Source organism: Chitinophaga silvatica (genome assembly GCF_003419895.1).
GTDB lineage: Bacteria > Bacteroidota > Bacteroidia > Chitinophagales > Chitinophagaceae > Chitinophaga > Chitinophaga silvatica.
In genome coordinates this window covers 185,339-200,869 of record NZ_QPMM01000004.1, presented here as the reverse complement: position 1 = coordinate 200,869, position 15,531 = coordinate 185,339, and the positions used below count along the sequence as shown (strand labels likewise).

Annotated in this window: 13 protein-coding genes and 1 tRNA gene; 7 read left to right on the top strand and 7 right to left on the bottom strand. The window is 38.0% G+C overall.

Translation table 11 applies throughout. The annotated features are described in order from the left end of the window. The first annotated feature begins 265 nt into the window (after positions 1 to 265). The gene (locus tag DVR12_RS10285) at positions 266 to 682 is read left to right on the top strand and encodes a hypothetical protein (protein ID WP_116975589.1); all 417 of its coding nucleotides are present in this window, start codon (positions 266 to 268) and stop codon (positions 680 to 682) included. Here the strand turns inward: DVR12_RS10285 and cls are convergent. Together cls and DVR12_RS10275 are read right to left on the bottom strand one after the other, a co-directional pair. Continuing rightward, on the bottom strand, positions 677 to 2,155 hold the full coding sequence (gene cls, locus DVR12_RS10280; RefSeq protein WP_116975588.1) for a cardiolipin synthase: 1,479 nt from the start codon (positions 2,153 to 2,155) through the stop codon (positions 677 to 679). The two genes, DVR12_RS10285 and cls, sit on opposite strands and share 6 nt — an antisense overlap. A gap of 124 nt (positions 2,156 to 2,279) precedes the next feature. Then, the gene (locus DVR12_RS10275; protein WP_116975587.1) at positions 2,280 to 4,418 is read right to left on the bottom strand and encodes an alpha-galactosidase; all 2,139 of its coding nucleotides are present in this window, start codon (positions 4,416 to 4,418) and stop codon (positions 2,280 to 2,282) included. A gap of 175 nt (positions 4,419 to 4,593) precedes the next feature. Between DVR12_RS10275 and DVR12_RS10270 the strand changes: the two genes are divergently transcribed. Genes DVR12_RS10270 through DVR12_RS10260 form a run of 3 tightly spaced genes read left to right on the top strand, consistent with a single transcriptional unit; the run spans position 4,594 to position 7,576 of the window. After that, positions 4,594 to 6,051 (top strand): ABC transporter permease, encoded by a 1,458-nt coding sequence (locus tag DVR12_RS10270; protein ID WP_116975586.1) that lies wholly within the window; start codon positions 4,594 to 4,596, stop codon positions 6,049 to 6,051. A gap of 15 nt (positions 6,052 to 6,066) precedes the next feature. Then, a complete protein-coding gene (locus DVR12_RS10265) occupies positions 6,067 to 6,996 on the top strand; it encodes an ABC transporter permease (protein ID WP_116975585.1) in 930 nt (309 codons plus the stop codon). A 52-nt stretch (positions 6,997 to 7,048) separates the two neighbouring features. Continuing rightward, complete coding sequence (locus DVR12_RS10260; protein ID WP_116975584.1) at positions 7,049 to 7,576, top strand: hypothetical protein; 528 nt, start codon at positions 7,049 to 7,051, stop codon at positions 7,574 to 7,576. 17 nt (positions 7,577 to 7,593) lie between these two features. Here DVR12_RS10260 and DVR12_RS10255 read toward each other — a convergent pair whose 3' ends face one another. The 4 genes from DVR12_RS10255 to recQ form a co-directional block, all read right to left on the bottom strand. After that, entirely contained in the window at positions 7,594 to 8,016 is a 423-nt protein-coding gene (locus DVR12_RS10255; RefSeq protein WP_116975583.1) for a DUF1648 domain-containing protein, read from the bottom strand. A 149-nt stretch (positions 8,017 to 8,165) separates the two neighbouring features. Further along, positions 8,166 to 8,238: transfer RNA gene (locus DVR12_RS10250), tRNA-Phe, on the bottom strand. Positions 8,239 to 8,321: 83 nt separating this feature from the next. Then, positions 8,322 to 9,089, bottom strand: coding sequence for a DUF3050 domain-containing protein (locus tag DVR12_RS10245; protein WP_116975582.1), 768 nt, complete (start codon positions 9,087 to 9,089; stop codon positions 8,322 to 8,324). Between the two features lie 6 nt (positions 9,090 to 9,095). After that, positions 9,096 to 11,297, bottom strand: a complete 2,202-nt coding sequence (recQ, locus tag DVR12_RS10240) for a DNA helicase RecQ (RefSeq protein ID WP_116975581.1) — start codon at positions 11,295 to 11,297, stop codon at positions 9,096 to 9,098. 156 nt (positions 11,298 to 11,453) lie between these two features. Between recQ and DVR12_RS10235 the strand changes: the two genes are divergently transcribed. From DVR12_RS10235 to DVR12_RS10225, 3 genes are read left to right on the top strand one after another with little or no spacing between them, the layout of a single operon-like run. Next, positions 11,454 to 12,428, top strand: coding sequence for a KpsF/GutQ family sugar-phosphate isomerase (locus DVR12_RS10235; RefSeq protein ID WP_116975580.1), 975 nt, complete (start codon positions 11,454 to 11,456; stop codon positions 12,426 to 12,428). 2 nt (positions 12,429 to 12,430) lie between these two features. Further along, entirely contained in the window at positions 12,431 to 13,522 is a 1,092-nt protein-coding gene (locus DVR12_RS10230) for a mannose-1-phosphate guanylyltransferase (RefSeq protein ID WP_116975579.1), read from the top strand. Positions 13,523 to 13,580: 58 nt separating this feature from the next. Continuing rightward, entirely contained in the window at positions 13,581 to 14,717 is a 1,137-nt protein-coding gene (locus DVR12_RS10225) for a methionine aminotransferase (protein ID WP_233522278.1), read from the top strand. Between the two features lie 112 nt (positions 14,718 to 14,829). On the opposite strand, the gene DVR12_RS10220 is transcribed toward DVR12_RS10225, so the two are convergent. Continuing rightward, positions 14,830 to 15,501 (bottom strand): carbonic anhydrase family protein, encoded by a 672-nt coding sequence (locus tag DVR12_RS10220; protein ID WP_116975577.1) that lies wholly within the window; start codon positions 15,499 to 15,501, stop codon positions 14,830 to 14,832. Positions 15,502 to 15,531 lie beyond the last annotated feature (30 nt).

The following is a 15,531-nucleotide window of genomic DNA, read 5'->3' as shown; positions in this document are numbered from 1 at the left end:
AGTAAGTATCTCGTATATAACGTTCACGACTATACGTAAATTGAATTCATGAGTCAGCTAATAATCCGAATACTAAAGATATTTCCACACCTGTGGCAATTATGGGGCAGATTGATTCATAGTCAAATAGTATTGTTAATATTTCCTAACCGCTGAAATCATTACCTATAAAGGCTAAACAAACATCCTCATCCCTTGTTATTATAAATATAAACCATGATCGCTATGGCACGGCTTTTTGACTACATAATTAAAATTGATAATCATGGACGATAAAAATAAAAAGAAGAAACCGGGGAAATCAACTAAAGATTCAAGAGATCAACAATTTCCTGGCTATCCCTCTTATCCCGCAAGTGATGATATCATGAATAATGATAAAGAAGCTAATATCGATATGAATGACGTTACCACGTCTTTCAGACATAATAGTGAATTACCGGATCGGGAAGACTATCCCTTCGAAAAAAGCGATGAACAGGAAGAAAAATGGAGAGAGGACAAAGTAGGAGATGACCTCGATGTACCTGGTGCCGAACTAGACGACGAAGCGGAGAATATCGGAGAAGAGGATGAAGAAAATAATATCTACAGCCTCGGTGGCGACAGGCATGAAGACCTGGAAGATGATAACGGAGAATTTCTTGATTTTGAAGACGACGATAGAGAACTTGACTCATAATAACGGAGTCAGCAAGCGACATAAGCCATCCATAAACCGTTTCATAATATTTCTTTTATTCCATCGGGTTTCCTGAACAGGAATACAATAAAGTAAGTCGTCTTCAAAACTCTTATTCAATTTGGCCGCTACTTCAGGGTCATAAATAAGTGCGCCAATTTCATTGTTTAAATAGAAACTCCTGTTATCAAAATTTACTGAACTAACCCAGGAAATATTATCATCTATCACCATTGTTTTAGCATGAATAAACCCACGGGTATAGAAGAAGACTTTTATACCCGCTGCTAACAATGGTTTCATGTTAGATAATGCTGCATGCTGCACTATATATGAATCTCCCTTTAATGGCAACATTAGTTCTATTTCCTTACCCGCAATAGCTGCCATTTGCATTGCTGTCAGAATTTCTTCTGTGGGTATAAAATATGGATTACAAATCCTAACCCTTCTTTTTGCAAGATTAATCCCCATCAATATACTCTGCATTGCCACCGGCCATTCAGAGTCTGGCCCGCTTGCTACTATATCTGCATACGACGAACCAGTTAATTCTGCTCTCATAAAATAAGGTTCCTCAAACGGAAAAACTTCTTTACTACAATACCGGTAACTCATGAGAAATTGTAATTGCAGTATATTTACTGCATCACCTTCTATTTTCAAATGTGTATCCCGCCAGTATAATTTATGCTTGCCATTATTGATGTATCTTTCATCTAAATTGATTCCACCTACAAAGCCTGTAGTACCATCAACCACTATTATTTTTCTGTGATTCCTGTAATTGGCATTCAGATAAAAATTGATCTTTACTGGTGAAAAGGGATATACTAATGCGCCATTCTCTTTTAAACGTTTAGGAATATCTCCGATTCTATCGCTACCCATATCATCGTATATAAACCGTACCTGAACTCCCTGATTTAATTTTTCGATAAGGATATCCGTTAATTCATTTCCTACATCATCTGCCGCTACCATGTAATATTCTATATGAATATGATGCCTGGCAGCCCTCAATGCCGAAAAAACTGCCGGAAATTTTTCCTCTCCATTGATCAGTAGTTGTACCTGGTTGTTGCGGGTCAACAACGACTGGCGACTGTTTAGTAACATAGAGGAGATTTCCTGCTTACTTCCCACCAATTGCCGCAGATTGATCTGCCGCCTTTCTATTTCTGCTTTTTGTGCCTCCCAATACTGGAGAAATAACGTCTCATCTTTACTTCCCTTTAAAGTAAAGCGCCTTTTCTTCCTCAGGTCTCTTCCTAAATAATAATAAACGATTAACCCTACAATCGGAATAAAAACTAATATCAGTATATATGCCACCGCCTTAACAGGATTCCTGTTTTCGAGTACAATGGTGGCCATAATACCAACTAACATCAATGATATGAGAACAACACTACCAATCTTATAAGCAATATGCCATTCCGTTCCGGTAAGAAATTCGATTAGAGATTTCACCTTTTCAATTTAGATTTATTAACACCCAAAGGTTAAACTAGGTTGAAATTACGCATTTAAAGGGGTAAAAAAAGAATGTCTGGTCCTTGACGAACCAGACATCCCATTTATTGAGAATTGAGCCTTATTCTGCCGTTATTTCAAGAATATTGCTGGTCAATGAACTAGCCCATCCTGGTAATAACTGAATACCTTCTTTCATTAACAGATCTCCGCTGTAAACCTGATTGAAATGATATCTCGAATTGGAACCCGGGAAAAGGTTAATTTCTTTGATCCTGTATTTCTTTGCCGGATCCAATCCCTGTAACTTAACCAAATTGAACTGGTCGTTCTTTCCAACATTCATCAGATAACTAAAGATTACCGACTTGGTTTTATCTTCACTGGTATATTGGAATACTGCTCTGTTTTCCTGATAAGGAGATACTAACCTGTAAAGATTTCCATACCATACTATATCACTGATACGGTTATACGTTTTTACGGCTTCCTGGCTAAACTGCAATTCCTGTGGAGTGAAATCACTTACTTTGATATCGTATCCAAGTTTACCCATCATCGCTACATCTGTACGGAATTTTAGCGATTGCTTGCCCCAATTGGTCACATGCGCTGAAATAGTATTGGCAGGGAAGAAATGTGAATAACCATATTGAATATAGATTCTATCTAATCCATCTGTATTATCGCTAGGCCAGAATTCCGTGAAATATTTTAATGCACCAAAATCTGTACGGCCACCACCGCCAGAACAAAGCATGATCGGCAGATGAGGATACTTGGCTCTTACTCTGTCCAGCACTTTATACAAACTGCGGGTATAATCTATAAATAAATGTGATTGTTTGTCTTTCAAATAAGGAGAGTAAGCATTGGTGAGCATACGATTGCAATCCCATTTGATATAGGCGATACCCGGACTGGCAGTAAGAGTCTTATCCACAACTCCGAAAACAAAGTCCTGAACCGCGGGGTTTGTCAGGTCAAGCACCATCTGGTTGCGATAATAGTGCTCGTCTCTGTTGGGCAGTCTTAATATCCAATCGGGATGTTGGGTATATAATTCACTTTTAGGGTTTACCATTTCAGGTTCCAGCCAGATGCCGAATTTAACACCGGCTTTTTCAGCTTCTTTAACCAGGTAGCCCAAACCATGAGGTAATTTTGTTTTATTGGGTTCCCAATCACCTAATCCGGCATTGTCGGCATTTCTTGGATATTTGTTGGCAAACCAGCCATCGTCTAGTAAAAACATATCCACGCCTAATTTTTTGGTTTCATCGAAGAGCGCTGTAAGCTTTTCTTCATTGAAATCCATACCGGTTGCTTCCCAGTTGTTTAATAAAGTGAGCCGTGGAGAATATCCATCCAGTACCCCGTTTGCCAATGCCCAGCGATGGAAGTTTCTGCTGGCAATACCTTTACCATGATCAGAAAGAGTAAAGATGAATGCCGGAGTGGTAAAGGTTTCATTAGGTTCGAGTGAATAGTCGCTGGCATAAGGGTTTATACCTGCATTAATATGCAATTTATTAAGCTCATCTACTTCAAAACCAAATTTGAAGTTGCCTGTCCATGCCAGCGTTCCTGCAAGTACAGTACCTGTTTCTTCTGAGGAAGGCTGATTTAGAGATAACAGGAAGAAGGGAGATTGTTGCATATTGGCTCTTACAGCCAGTTTACTATCCAGAATTTTCATACCGGTAGTAAGGTATTGTTCCTGTAGGTCAGCTTCCTTAGCCCAATCGCCATGAAACTGGGTTAACCAATATTTATTGGCGTCGAGATGCAACATTGCGGAGGCATAGGCTGTAAGCTTTACAGGCTTCTTTTCTGTATGTTTGATTTCAGACCATGTTTTTATGATATCGTCTTTATAAAAAGCCTCAAAGTGCAGTACTACAGTAAAAGGATAAACCGGGTCTTTCAGGGTGATAGCTGTATGGTTTACCCCATTATTGGTGGTAGTGGTTGAACTAACATACCTTAATTCCAACGAAGGATTACCATCGTTATGTACTGCTCTGATGGCCGGATCTAATAAACTTTCCATACCAGCAGTGATGTAAGCCTCCTGGTTGTTCTGAATCAGCGTATCGGCTCCGGAGGGGGTAAGCTGTGAGCCCAGATATTGTTGAATTAGTCGACCATGCTGATTTACGCGGTAAACCAGGCTTATATGTTCTGTGGCTATACGTATTTGCTGGGCATGCAAAGAAGCACTTATAAGTAACAAGGCAAAGGCCCACAGTTTTTTCATATTATCAATTTTATGTACGGGAATAAGCGTACAAAATACAAATATTTTTTTCTTGTGCGTATACGAACATATTTTGTACGATTTCGAACAAGATTTTATCTATTTTAGATTGATTATCAATAGTATATTGAAGGGCATTCTTTTCGCACAGCAACCCGAGCTTAACTCATTGGCCATGTTAAAAAACTATCTGAAGGTTTCTGGGAGAAATATTATTCGTCATCCTTTTTTCTCTTTAGTTAATATAAGTGGATTAGCATTTGGAATTACTTTTTTAATGTTGATAGGTGCATTTGCTTATAATGAATACAGCATAAATAAACCCCTCGACCAGGATAATCGGGTATATCTTCTTACGAGTCAGTGGAAACAGGATAATATGGGATATCCGTTTGTAACGTTCGGACAACTAACTAAATCACTAATACAGGATTACCCAACGCTTATAGAGAGTGCATATGTTCATGATGGTATAACTACAATAGTAGAAGTAGGTGATAAACAGTTCAGAACCGAAATTCATCCTGGAGATTCTACTTTATTTAAAGTATTTGATTTACCTGTGTTATATGGTGATAAAGAAACAGCCCTTGAAAAGCCTAACGGAGTTGTATTAACTGCTGCAAAAGCCAGATTGTTTTTTGGAACCACTAACGTTGTTGGTAAAACGATTCGTATACAATCATTCGATAATAACAATAAAGATTTTGAAATAACTGCTGTACTGAAAGATTTACCGTTCAATACTCTCACTAACTATAGTAACCCATCTTCTGAAGTTTTTTTAGCTCCTGCCAGTATAGACTATTTTGGCAGACGTGGAGTATTTAACTGGCAATTTCCTGGTACAATCGGATATGTAAAATTAAAAAAAGGAGTTAAGCCGGCCCAGTTGAAAGAGCCACTGGCGCAGCTATTAAAAACACATACCTCAGCCGATACACAAAAGAATTTGAAAATAGTACCCGTGTCTTTTTCTGATTGGTATTTGACCAGTGATAATGGTTTGGCTAAAAAAATGATATTGGTATTTGTGTTGGGCGGAGTTTTTATATTGATAATGGCGATTATCAACTTTGTAAATATTACTGTGGGTAATTCATTAACGAGAATTAAAGAGATTGGAGTAAGAAAGGCGATGGGTGGATTGAGATCTCAATTGATCATACAGTTTATGGCTGAGTCGTTGTTGTTGGTAAGCATTGCGTTGTTGGTAGCTATTGGGTTTTATGTAGTGGTGTTACCATATTTCAATCAGATAGTAGGGAAGGATTTACCGGCAGTCTGGAATCTTCCAAAATGGTTTGCATTGGCACCACTTGGAATTATTTTGGTAACAGGAGTTTTGGCAGGTATTTATCCTTCATTTGTTTTATCTGCACAACCATCGATAACAGCATTGAAGGGGAAATTGAAGACAGTACAGGAGCGGCAATTTATCAGGCGGATTTTAATAGCTGTACAATTTACTACGGCCATAGTTGTGTTTATTACAGCCATAGTCATTAATAAGCAGGTATCATTTTTCTTTCAATCCAATTTAGGATTCAATAAGGATAGGATTATTACAGTACCGGTACCAAGAGATTGGTCGGCCAGCGGGGTAAAGAATATGATGGCAAAGAGAGATTAATTAAGATCTCTTTCTATGGTGAAAGATGCGTCGATATCTTTTGAAATCCCTGATGGAAATTTAGGAAATAATGCTAAAATATATACGCCGGATAAAGATTCTACCAGTGGAATATCAGCGATGGCGATTGCGGCAGACAATAGGTTTACTTCTGTTTACGGTATAGGAATGAAAGCGGGAACGTTTTATGAGGGCGGATCTCAGGATTCGATGAAATTGGTAATAAATGAATCTGCTGCGAGGGCATTAGGGTGGTTTGATCCACAGAAGGCATTGAATCAGCCACTTAAGTTTTTCAATTCTCCTGCAACATTTTACATTAAAGGCGTAACGAAGGATATTCAATTTGGATCGATGAGAGATAAAATACAACCAACTTTCTTTAGCACGGTAGAAGGAGTTCTGGTGTATAGGCATCTTTCAATAAAATTGAATGATGGTAGTATTTCACAGCAGATTGCCTCATTGCAGAAAGAATGGAAACGAATATTTCCACATTCACCATTTGATTATAAGTTTATTGATGATAATCTGGCCAAGATGTATGAAACGGAAACACGGATGCGAAAAGCGGCCAGGTTAGCTACTATTGTTGCTTTTATATTAGTAACCTTAGGGATACTTGGAATTTCTGCAATGAGTATAACACGCAGAACTAAAGAAGTAGGTATTCGCAAAGTATTAGGTGCAACCTATACGGATATTGTGATCTTATTTGTTAGGGAATTCTCATGGATTATTATAGCCTCAAATCTTGTTGCCTGGCCACTTGCCTGGTATTTACTAAACAAATGGCTTAACACTTATTCTTACAGAATTGATTTAGACATTTCACCATTTTTGATTGTAGGAATAGTGATTATAGGATTAGTGCTGGCTGTTATAATGCTTATGCTTGGAAAAACGCTAAGAACCAATCCTGTAAAGAGTTTGCAGATCGATTAGGTATTGTATTTTCATTAACAGATAGAATAATTAATTGAAAGAAATTTGTAGGATGCATCGTAACCTACAGAAGTTTTTTGTTATTGTTGGTAGCCCTTTTTCTGGCAAATCAAGAACTATTCAGGAACTTTTCAGACGAACTAATTTCTTTCCATTTAAACAACCTATTCGGGTTGCCTGGGAAAAGAAGGAGCGGTTTATCGTTATCAATAGTTCAGATACTAATTTTAGAGCGATCGACCATTTACATAAGATTAAATCAGTTGTTAATTCTCATATAAGCTGTCAGGTTAGTTTTGTAACACCATTAAGTATTTGTTTTGATGAAAGCAGGAGAGATATCAGGGATATCATGATTTATTTGAATCATCTGGGGATGGAAACACATTACTTAATTCTTGCCTCGAGTTGGAGAGAGAAGAAAATTATAGAACAGCAGGATATAAAGATGTTTAATCAGTTTATCGGGCTTGGTACCAGTCATATGTTCGATCGTTTGGTAACCATGTCTGAGCTCCGGTTTAGGGAGAGGAGAGATGAAGTGATAGGAATAATAAGAAAGATTCTTAATAAAGGCTAAGTAAACATTGATAATTATCACTTACTAATTATAATCGTATAAGCAGTAATAATCAGAAAAATCAAAGAGATAATAAACCTCAGAACAGTAAGCGTTAATTGTGTTTTTCTTCCGTTCTTATCATCAGGTTGGTTCATCTTATCGGGGTCTTTATAGTTTCTGAAGATGAATTTACTTTGAATAAGGATTGTAAGATCAATAAATATAAAGGCAGAAACAAATAGCAGGATCCATAAATTACTTTTGTCGCCATATTTATCAACCTTTCCTACCAGATTGTAATGAGTAGGGATTTGCTCCGGTAATTGCTTAAAGGATAATATTATGATCAATAAATTGGTGAGGATAAAGAGTATAGAACCAGAAGTAAGGATTCTGTCTGTCAGTTTATTATTTGGATAGAAGAATTGAATAAAGGCTTTGGGATAATTTTTCATCATAGTACATGAGATTACAAAAATGAGAAATTGGTTAACCTCAGATACAAATTAAGAATATAGATTTTACTTTCATAGCAGGGAACAGAGAAAGTTAATAGCCTGATATATGGCAATAAAAAAAGGTCACTAATTAGTGACCTTTTTCTGTGTGGTGTGAGCCGGGATCGAACCGGCGACACAAGGATTTTCAGTCCTTTGCTCTACCAACTGAGCTACCGCACCATCTTTTTGTATTACCATCTCTCTCGATGGGATTGCAAAAGTAATACAATCTTTTAAATTGCAAAATTTTTTTTGCAGAAATTTTAAAAAATTACTTTTTCTGCAAGAATACCGCTCCAAAGTTCGTGCCTCCAATGTAGCGACAGGCGTGCATATTCGGCGGCTTCATCCCATTTTTTCTGATCATTTCCACACAGTTCATTTACCATTTGCATAGCTAATTGGCTGTGATGATCACCATCTACTTCGATATGTCTTTCGAGATAATAGATAAATGTATCCAGTTTTCCAGGGAATTTCTGGTCCAGATCTTTTACCAATTCGAGGAACATATCAGGGATGAGGTCTTCTCTTCCAAAAGTAAATACAGCGGCCATGATATGGGCTTTACCGGTGTTGATAACATCGAAGGTAAAGCCTAGAAATCCTTTTACTGCAGGAGGCAGATCCTGAGCATTCAGAATTGTTTGAATATCGTTACCATTTTTTACGGCAGTAATAACCGACTGAATGGCTGAGCAATCTGCGCCTGCCTGTAGCATAGCCTGCTCATATAATTCGAAATGACTGCAACGGTTACCGTCTTTATCCACATCGCTTTCTTCGCCGGTAACGATTTCATTAATCAAATATCTGGTAGCTGCGTTACCGACCGGAATCCAGGGGAGGGTAACGCAAGTAAGTTGTTGTTGTAATCCTTTGAGCAGCGACATGAAATCCCAAACAGCATACACATGATATTGCATAAAGGTGCGAACATCATCAATTGTTTGTAATGCAGAGTATAGCGGGTGCGCAATTACTTTTTCTCTGTTAGGAGCTATGGTTTCCTGAATTAATTTGATGCTCATATTTGTTTAGTTTCCGTATTCTACCAGGAATTTGATTCTAACTAACTTTAATTGTTCCAAAGAATAGTCGTTCTCAATAAGTTCTTCTCTGGCAAGTGCAAGGCTGGATGTTTCACAACCTTTAAAATAATCCATTATTTCGTCAACAGCGTAGTCGTCGAGCTCTTCATCCAGGCAATAATCGATATTCAGTTTAGTGCCGCTGGCAACAATTGTTTCCATTTCGTCGAGCAATTGTGAGAGCGTGATTTCCTTGTTTTTGGCGATTGTTTCCAGTGGTATTTTCTTATCAATATTTTGGATAATAAATACCTTCATTCCGCTTTTGTTTACCACGCTTTTCATCACAAAATCGTCTGGTCGGGTGATATTGTGTTCTTCTACATAGCGGGTAATGATATCCAGAAACTGTTTTCCATAGCGAATAGCTTTTCCTTTGCTGACGCCCTGAATTTTTTCCAGTTCCTGAACGGTAGTAGGATATTGGGTAGCCATATCTTCCAGGGAAGTTTCGAGGAAGATGACAAAAGGAGGGAGTTTCTTTTCTTTTGAAACTTTTTTCCTTAACTCTTTCAGCATTTCGAACAACACAGGATCTGCAGAGGCCTGAGATTCGGCAGCTGCTTCATCTTCTTCATCCATTGCATCTTCATCGAACTGATGATTTAAGGCAACCATGATAGAATATGGTTTCTTGAGGAATTTCTTACCGTTTTCGGTAATCTTTAAAAGACCATATTCCTCAATATCTTTTTCTATCAAACCTTCAAGCATCATCTGACGCATGAGGGAATTCCAGAAGTGTGCATCGAATTCTTTTCCTTCTCCGAATACTTCCAGTTTATCATGTCGATAGGTAGTGATCTGAGGGCTTATTTTGCCGGTGATTACATTGATAACGTATTCACTGCCAAAACGTTCTTCCAGGGCCTGAATGGCTTTAAGCATGATCACCACCCTGTTTTTCACTTCTATTTTCTCCTTAGGATTGCGGCAGTTATCGCATTGTCCACAATTGGTGGTTTCATACTGTTCACCAAAATAGTGAAGTATTACTTTACGTCTGCACACTGCGCTTTCGGCATAAGCTACTGTTTCGTTGATCAGCTGAGCGCCCATTTCACGTTCGCTGAGTGATTTATCACGCATCAGATGCTCCAGTTTCTGAACATCTTTATGCGAATAGTAGCAAATACAATGGCCATCCAGGCCATCTCTGCCGGCTCTACCAGTTTCCTGATAGTAGTTTTCAAGACTTTTAGGGATATTATAGTGAATAACAAACCTAACATCGGGCTTGTCTATACCCATACCAAATGCAATTGTTGCAACAATTACCTCAGTATCTTCATGCAGAAACATATCCTGGCGTTGAGCACGGGTAGAACTATCCAATCCGGCATGATAAGCAACGGCTTTAATACCATTGGCTACCAGCATATCGGCTAATTCTTCAGTGGTTTTGCGGTTTAATGTGTAGATAATTCCGCTTTTGCCTTTATGTTGATGAATGAATTTGACAATATCCTTGATAGTTTGTTCTTTCTTGCGTTTGGGCCTGATTTCATAATACAGGTTTGGACGGTTGAAGGAAGAAATAAAGATATTAGCCTGATTCAATCCTAAGTTCTTAACAATATCGCTTTGTACTTTCGGCGTAGCCGTAGCAGTTAAAGCAATGATTGGCAACTTATCATTGATCTGATCAATCATTTCCTTCAGGCGACGATATTCAGGTCTGAAATCGTGACCCCACTCAGATATACAGTGAGCTTCGTCTACTGCAATAAATGAGATCTCTAATTCCTTAAAAAAGTCAAGATTTTCTTGTTTGGTGAGAGTTTCCGGTGCTACATAAAGTAGTTTGGTTTTTCCCGCCATCAAATCAGATCTTACTTTCTTGATTTGCGCTTTTGATAAAGTCGAATTAAGAAAATGTGCTACGTTATCCTTACTGCTATAACCACGTACTAAATCTACCTGGTTTTTCATTAAAGCAATAAGGGGCGAAACAATTAAAGCACAACCCGGACTCATCAATGCCGGTAATTGGTAACAGAGCGATTTTCCTCCGCCCGTTGGCATAATTACAAAAGTATCTTTGCCTGACAGGATGCTATTTATTATTTTTTCCTGATTTCCTTTAAAGGAATCGAACCCGAAGTGTTCGCGTAATGCATCCATCAAACGTTCCTTAACAACAGCCATTGCATTCAAATTTAAACTCTAAAGAACTAACAAATGACGAAATATGTTTATATGTTTTTTAGGGGACACGAAGTTAACTAAAAAAGCCCGGAGTATCAATATTAATTACTTGAGTGCGTCAGTGCTGACTAAAAAATGATAAATTTGTAAATCGACATGAAAAGGAACGAAAGTATCAATATAGGACAGGTAGCCAGGCGCACAATTGCGATGGAAGCATCAGCGATCAATGATTTGCAGCAGTTTATAAATACAGATTTTGAACAGGTTGTAGAATTAATTGCGCAATGCAAGGGTCGGGTAGTGGTAACGGGCATTGGAAAAAGTGCCATAATTGCTCAAAAAATAGTTGCTACATTTAATTCTACCGGTACTCCCTCACTTTTCATGCATGCAGCAGAAGCTATACATGGCGATTTGGGTATGATTACTGAAGATGATGTGGTTATGTGTATTTCCAAGAGCGGTTCTTCTGCTGAAATTAAAGTACTGGTTCCTTTAGTCAGAAACTTTGGCAATAAGTTAATTGCTATGGTTGGGAATACTGATTCTTTTTTAGCTAAAGAAGCAGACTTCGTACTTAATACAACAGTAAGTCAGGAAGCCTGCCCAAATAATCTGGCACCAACTACCAGTACTACAGCACAATTAGCTATGGGAGATGCCCTCGCTGTTTGTTTGATTGAGTATCACGGATTTACGGCTGCCGATTTTGCAAAATTTCATCCCGGTGGTGCTTTAGGAAAGAAACTCTACCTGAAAGTGAGCGACTTAAGCAAACTGCACCAGTCTCCAAAAGTTAAACTTGATAGTTCTTTAAGAGAAGTTATAGTTGAAATCTCCTCTAAAATGCTCGGTGTTACGGCTGTATTAGACGAAAATGGTATTTTACAGGGAATAATTACTGATGGAGATTTAAGGAGGATGCTGGAAAAGAATGTGCCGACCACAGACGTCAAAGCAAAAGATATTATGTCGTTAAATCCTAAAGCTATTCAACAAGATCAATTGGCTATTAATGCTTTAGATATGATGAGGCAGCATGATATAACTCAATTGCTGGTGATGGAAGGAAATTATTATCAGGGAATTATACATTTACATGATTTAATAAGAGAAGGAATTATATAGAAATGACACAACTCAACAGTCACTTTTATGTGGCAATTATGGCAGGAGGAATAGGGAGCAGATTCTGGCCTCAAAGCCGGACAGATAATCCCAAACAGTTCCTTGATATTCTTAACACAGGGAAGACTTTATTGCAGTGGACCTATGAACGCTTTTGTCAATTTATTCCTAAGGAGAATATCTTTGTAGTAACTCATTATCAATATACCAATAAGGTTCACGAGCAATTACCGGAATTACCGGTTGCAAATATTGTAAATGAGCCATCAAGAAAAAATACGGCTCCTTGTGTTGCTTATATCTCTCACAAGATATATAAACAGGACCCACAGGCAAATATTATTTGCGCACCGGCAGACCACCTGATTGTTGATGGTCCGGCTTTTACTAATGCCTGTCTCAATGCCTTATTGTTTGTACAGAAGCATAGTGCATTGCTGACACTGGGAATTAAACCTACCCGCCCCGATACAGGTTACGGCTATATTCAGTTTGAGCCTCAGCATGTTGCGGATAATGTTTACCAGGTTAAAACATTCACAGAAAAGCCAAACCTCGAACTCGCAAAAACATTCCTTCAAAGTGGAGATTTCCTATGGAATGCAGGCATCTTTGTTTGGAACGTGAATACCATACTGGCAGCACTCAAACAATACCTGCCTGAAATGAATGAGCTTTTCGAGCAGATAAGCGATAATCTTAATACACCTCAGGAAAAAGAATCGATAGAAAAAGTATACCCTCAATGTACCAATATCTCTATAGATTATGGTATAATGGAAAAGGCAAGTAATGTATATGTAATTCCATCAAATTTTGGATGGAGCGACCTGGGCACCTGGGCTTCTGCCTATGAAAATCTTGAAAAGGATTATCTGGGGAATGCTGTACAGGGCAAGAATGTAATGATCATCGATGCTACAAAATGTATGGTAAAAGTGCCTAATGAAAAGCTGGTACTATTACAAGGTCTTGATGAATTTATCGTTATTGATACTCCTGATGTATTGATGATCTGTAAGAAAGAAAACGAACAACAGATCAAAGAATATGTAGCGGAGATTAAGAGAAATAAAGGTGAAAAGTTCCTTTAAATAATTTCGTTTCTTTGGTGCGGCATTCGAGCTGATTGTCGCACCAAAAGAAATGACTATGAATTTTAAGTTACCAAACGTTGGTACTACCATATTTTCAGTAATGTCTGCGCTTGCAGCATCTCACAAAGCAATTAACCTCTCTCAGGGCTTCCCCGATTACGATTGTAGCGATGAATTAAAAGCCATGGTAAATCAGGCTATGGTTGAAGGCCATAATCAATATGCGCCTATGCCAGGATTACCAGCTCTTAAAATAGCCATCGCCCAAAAAATTCAATCATTATATCATCAAACTATAGATCCTGATTCTGAAATCACTATTACTCCTGGTGGTACCTATGCTATTTTTACCGCTATTGCAACCTGCATCGGACCCGGAGATGAAGTGATTGTATTTGAACCGGCCTACGATAGTTATATTCCTAATATTTTGGTGAATGGTGGCATCCCTGTTCGTATCCCATTAGTATATCCTAACTATAATATCGATTGGGATGTAGTGCAAAGCAAAATCACAGCACGCACTAAAATGATCATTGTAAATACGCCGCATAATCCTACTGCCAGTGTTTTACAGGCAAACGATTTACAGGAACTGGAGAAATTGGTAGAGCAGTTTAATCTTGTTGTCTTGTCGGACGAAGTGTATGAGCATCTGATTTTCGATAATGCCTTACACCAAAGTATTCTTCGTTATCCGGCCATTTTCAGAAACAGTTTTGTGGCATATTCTTTCGGAAAAGTATTTCATAATACCGGATGGAAAATGGGTTATTGTGTGGCACCTGCACATTTAATGAATGAATATAGAAAAGTGCATCAGTTCCTATGCTTTAGTGTTAATACTCCAATGCAATATGGATTAGCAAAATTTTTGGAGCAACCTAATCATTATCTGGAACTACCGGCTTTCTTCCAAAGAAAAAGAGATTTGTTCTTATCCCTGATGAAAGATAGCAAGTTCACACCGCTACATAGTGCTGGTAGTTATTTTCAGCTGATGAAATATGATCGGATTTCTGATGAGGCAGATAAGGATTTTGTAGTCAGACTTACAAAAGAGGCAGGGGTTGCAGCAATACCGGTATCTGCATTTTATCAGGAAGGCACAGATAATAAAGTAATAAGATTCTGTTTTGCTAAAAAAGATGAAACATTGGTATCGGCAGCAGAAAGACTTAGAAAACTTTAAATATAATAAGGGCTATTAGTAACTGTATTATCATTGCCTTTAAATTAAATGATAATAAGTTACTAATGCCCTTTTTTAAACAAGCAGACAATCTTTTCAATTAAGAAGGCTCTTAACTGGCAAGAGCTTCAACAGGTTCGTTTTTTTCCAATATAAGTGTGTGATCCATAAAACTCACGATGCCGGTTTCCACATCATATATGGCTCCTACAATTCCTATTTCACCCCGCTGAATCATATCGCGAAGAATGTTGCTTTGTTCTACTATGGCTTGAACTGAACGCTCTACATGAATATTATTTACAGCTTCAACAAAGTTGCTGTTATGTGAATTGCGATTTTCTGACACTGTTTTTTCAGCAAAAACAGCTGGCGCAATTTTATTTAATAAGCCGGTAAGATTTCCTAATTCAACTGCATCGCAAGCTCCTTTAACAGCGCCGCACTTAGTGTGTCCTAATATCACGATAAATTTAGAACCGGCAACTTTACAGGCATATTCAAGGCTGCCAAGTACATTATCTGAGATAACTGCACCGGCTAAACGAATACTGAAAATATCACCAAGGCCCTGATCGAAAACCAATTCAGCAGAAGTACGGGAATCCATACAGCTAACTATAGCAGCCATAGGCCATTGACCGTCTGAGGTATCGTTTACCATTTGAAGCAGGTTACGGTTAATGCGGAGGTTATCCACAAATCTGTTATTTCCTGCCTTTAAAAGTTCAAGGGCTTGAGCTGGAGTGATTTTCGATTGTAATGCTTTATTAAGTGTTTTCATTTTTGTCATTTTTAAAAGATGATAAAAAGG

Bases quoted from the DNA above. Each gene is read 5' to 3' on its own strand.
- DVR12_RS10255 (WP_116975583.1), bottom strand. From the start codon at position 8,016: ATGATGAAAAATTATCCCAAAGCCTTTATTCAATTCTTCTATCCAAAT.
- recQ (WP_116975581.1), bottom strand. From the start codon at position 11,297: ATGGCTGTTGTTAAGGAACGTTTGATGGATGCATTACGCGAACACTTC.
- DVR12_RS10285 (WP_116975589.1), top strand. From the start codon at position 266: ATGGACGATAAAAATAAAAAGAAGAAACCGGGGAAATCAACTAAAGAT.
- DVR12_RS10220 (WP_116975577.1), bottom strand. From the start codon at position 15,501: ATGAAAACACTTAATAAAGCATTACAATCGAAAATCACTCCAGCTCAA.
- DVR12_RS10270 (WP_116975586.1), top strand. From the start codon at position 4,594: ATGTTAAAAAACTATCTGAAGGTTTCTGGGAGAAATATTATTCGTCAT.
- DVR12_RS10245 (WP_116975582.1), bottom strand. From the start codon at position 9,089: ATGAGCATCAAATTAATTCAGGAAACCATAGCTCCTAACAGAGAAAAA.
- DVR12_RS10260 (WP_116975584.1), top strand. From the start codon at position 7,049: ATGCATCGTAACCTACAGAAGTTTTTTGTTATTGTTGGTAGCCCTTTT.
- DVR12_RS10225 (WP_233522278.1), top strand. From the start codon at position 13,581: ATGAATTTTAAGTTACCAAACGTTGGTACTACCATATTTTCAGTAATG.
- DVR12_RS10235 (WP_116975580.1), top strand. From the start codon at position 11,454: ATGAAAAGGAACGAAAGTATCAATATAGGACAGGTAGCCAGGCGCACA.
- DVR12_RS10265 (WP_116975585.1), top strand. From the start codon at position 6,067: ATGGTGAAAGATGCGTCGATATCTTTTGAAATCCCTGATGGAAATTTA.
- DVR12_RS10275 (WP_116975587.1), bottom strand. From the start codon at position 4,418: ATGAAAAAACTGTGGGCCTTTGCCTTGTTACTTATAAGTGCTTCTTTG.
- DVR12_RS10230 (WP_116975579.1), top strand. From the start codon at position 12,431: ATGACACAACTCAACAGTCACTTTTATGTGGCAATTATGGCAGGAGGA.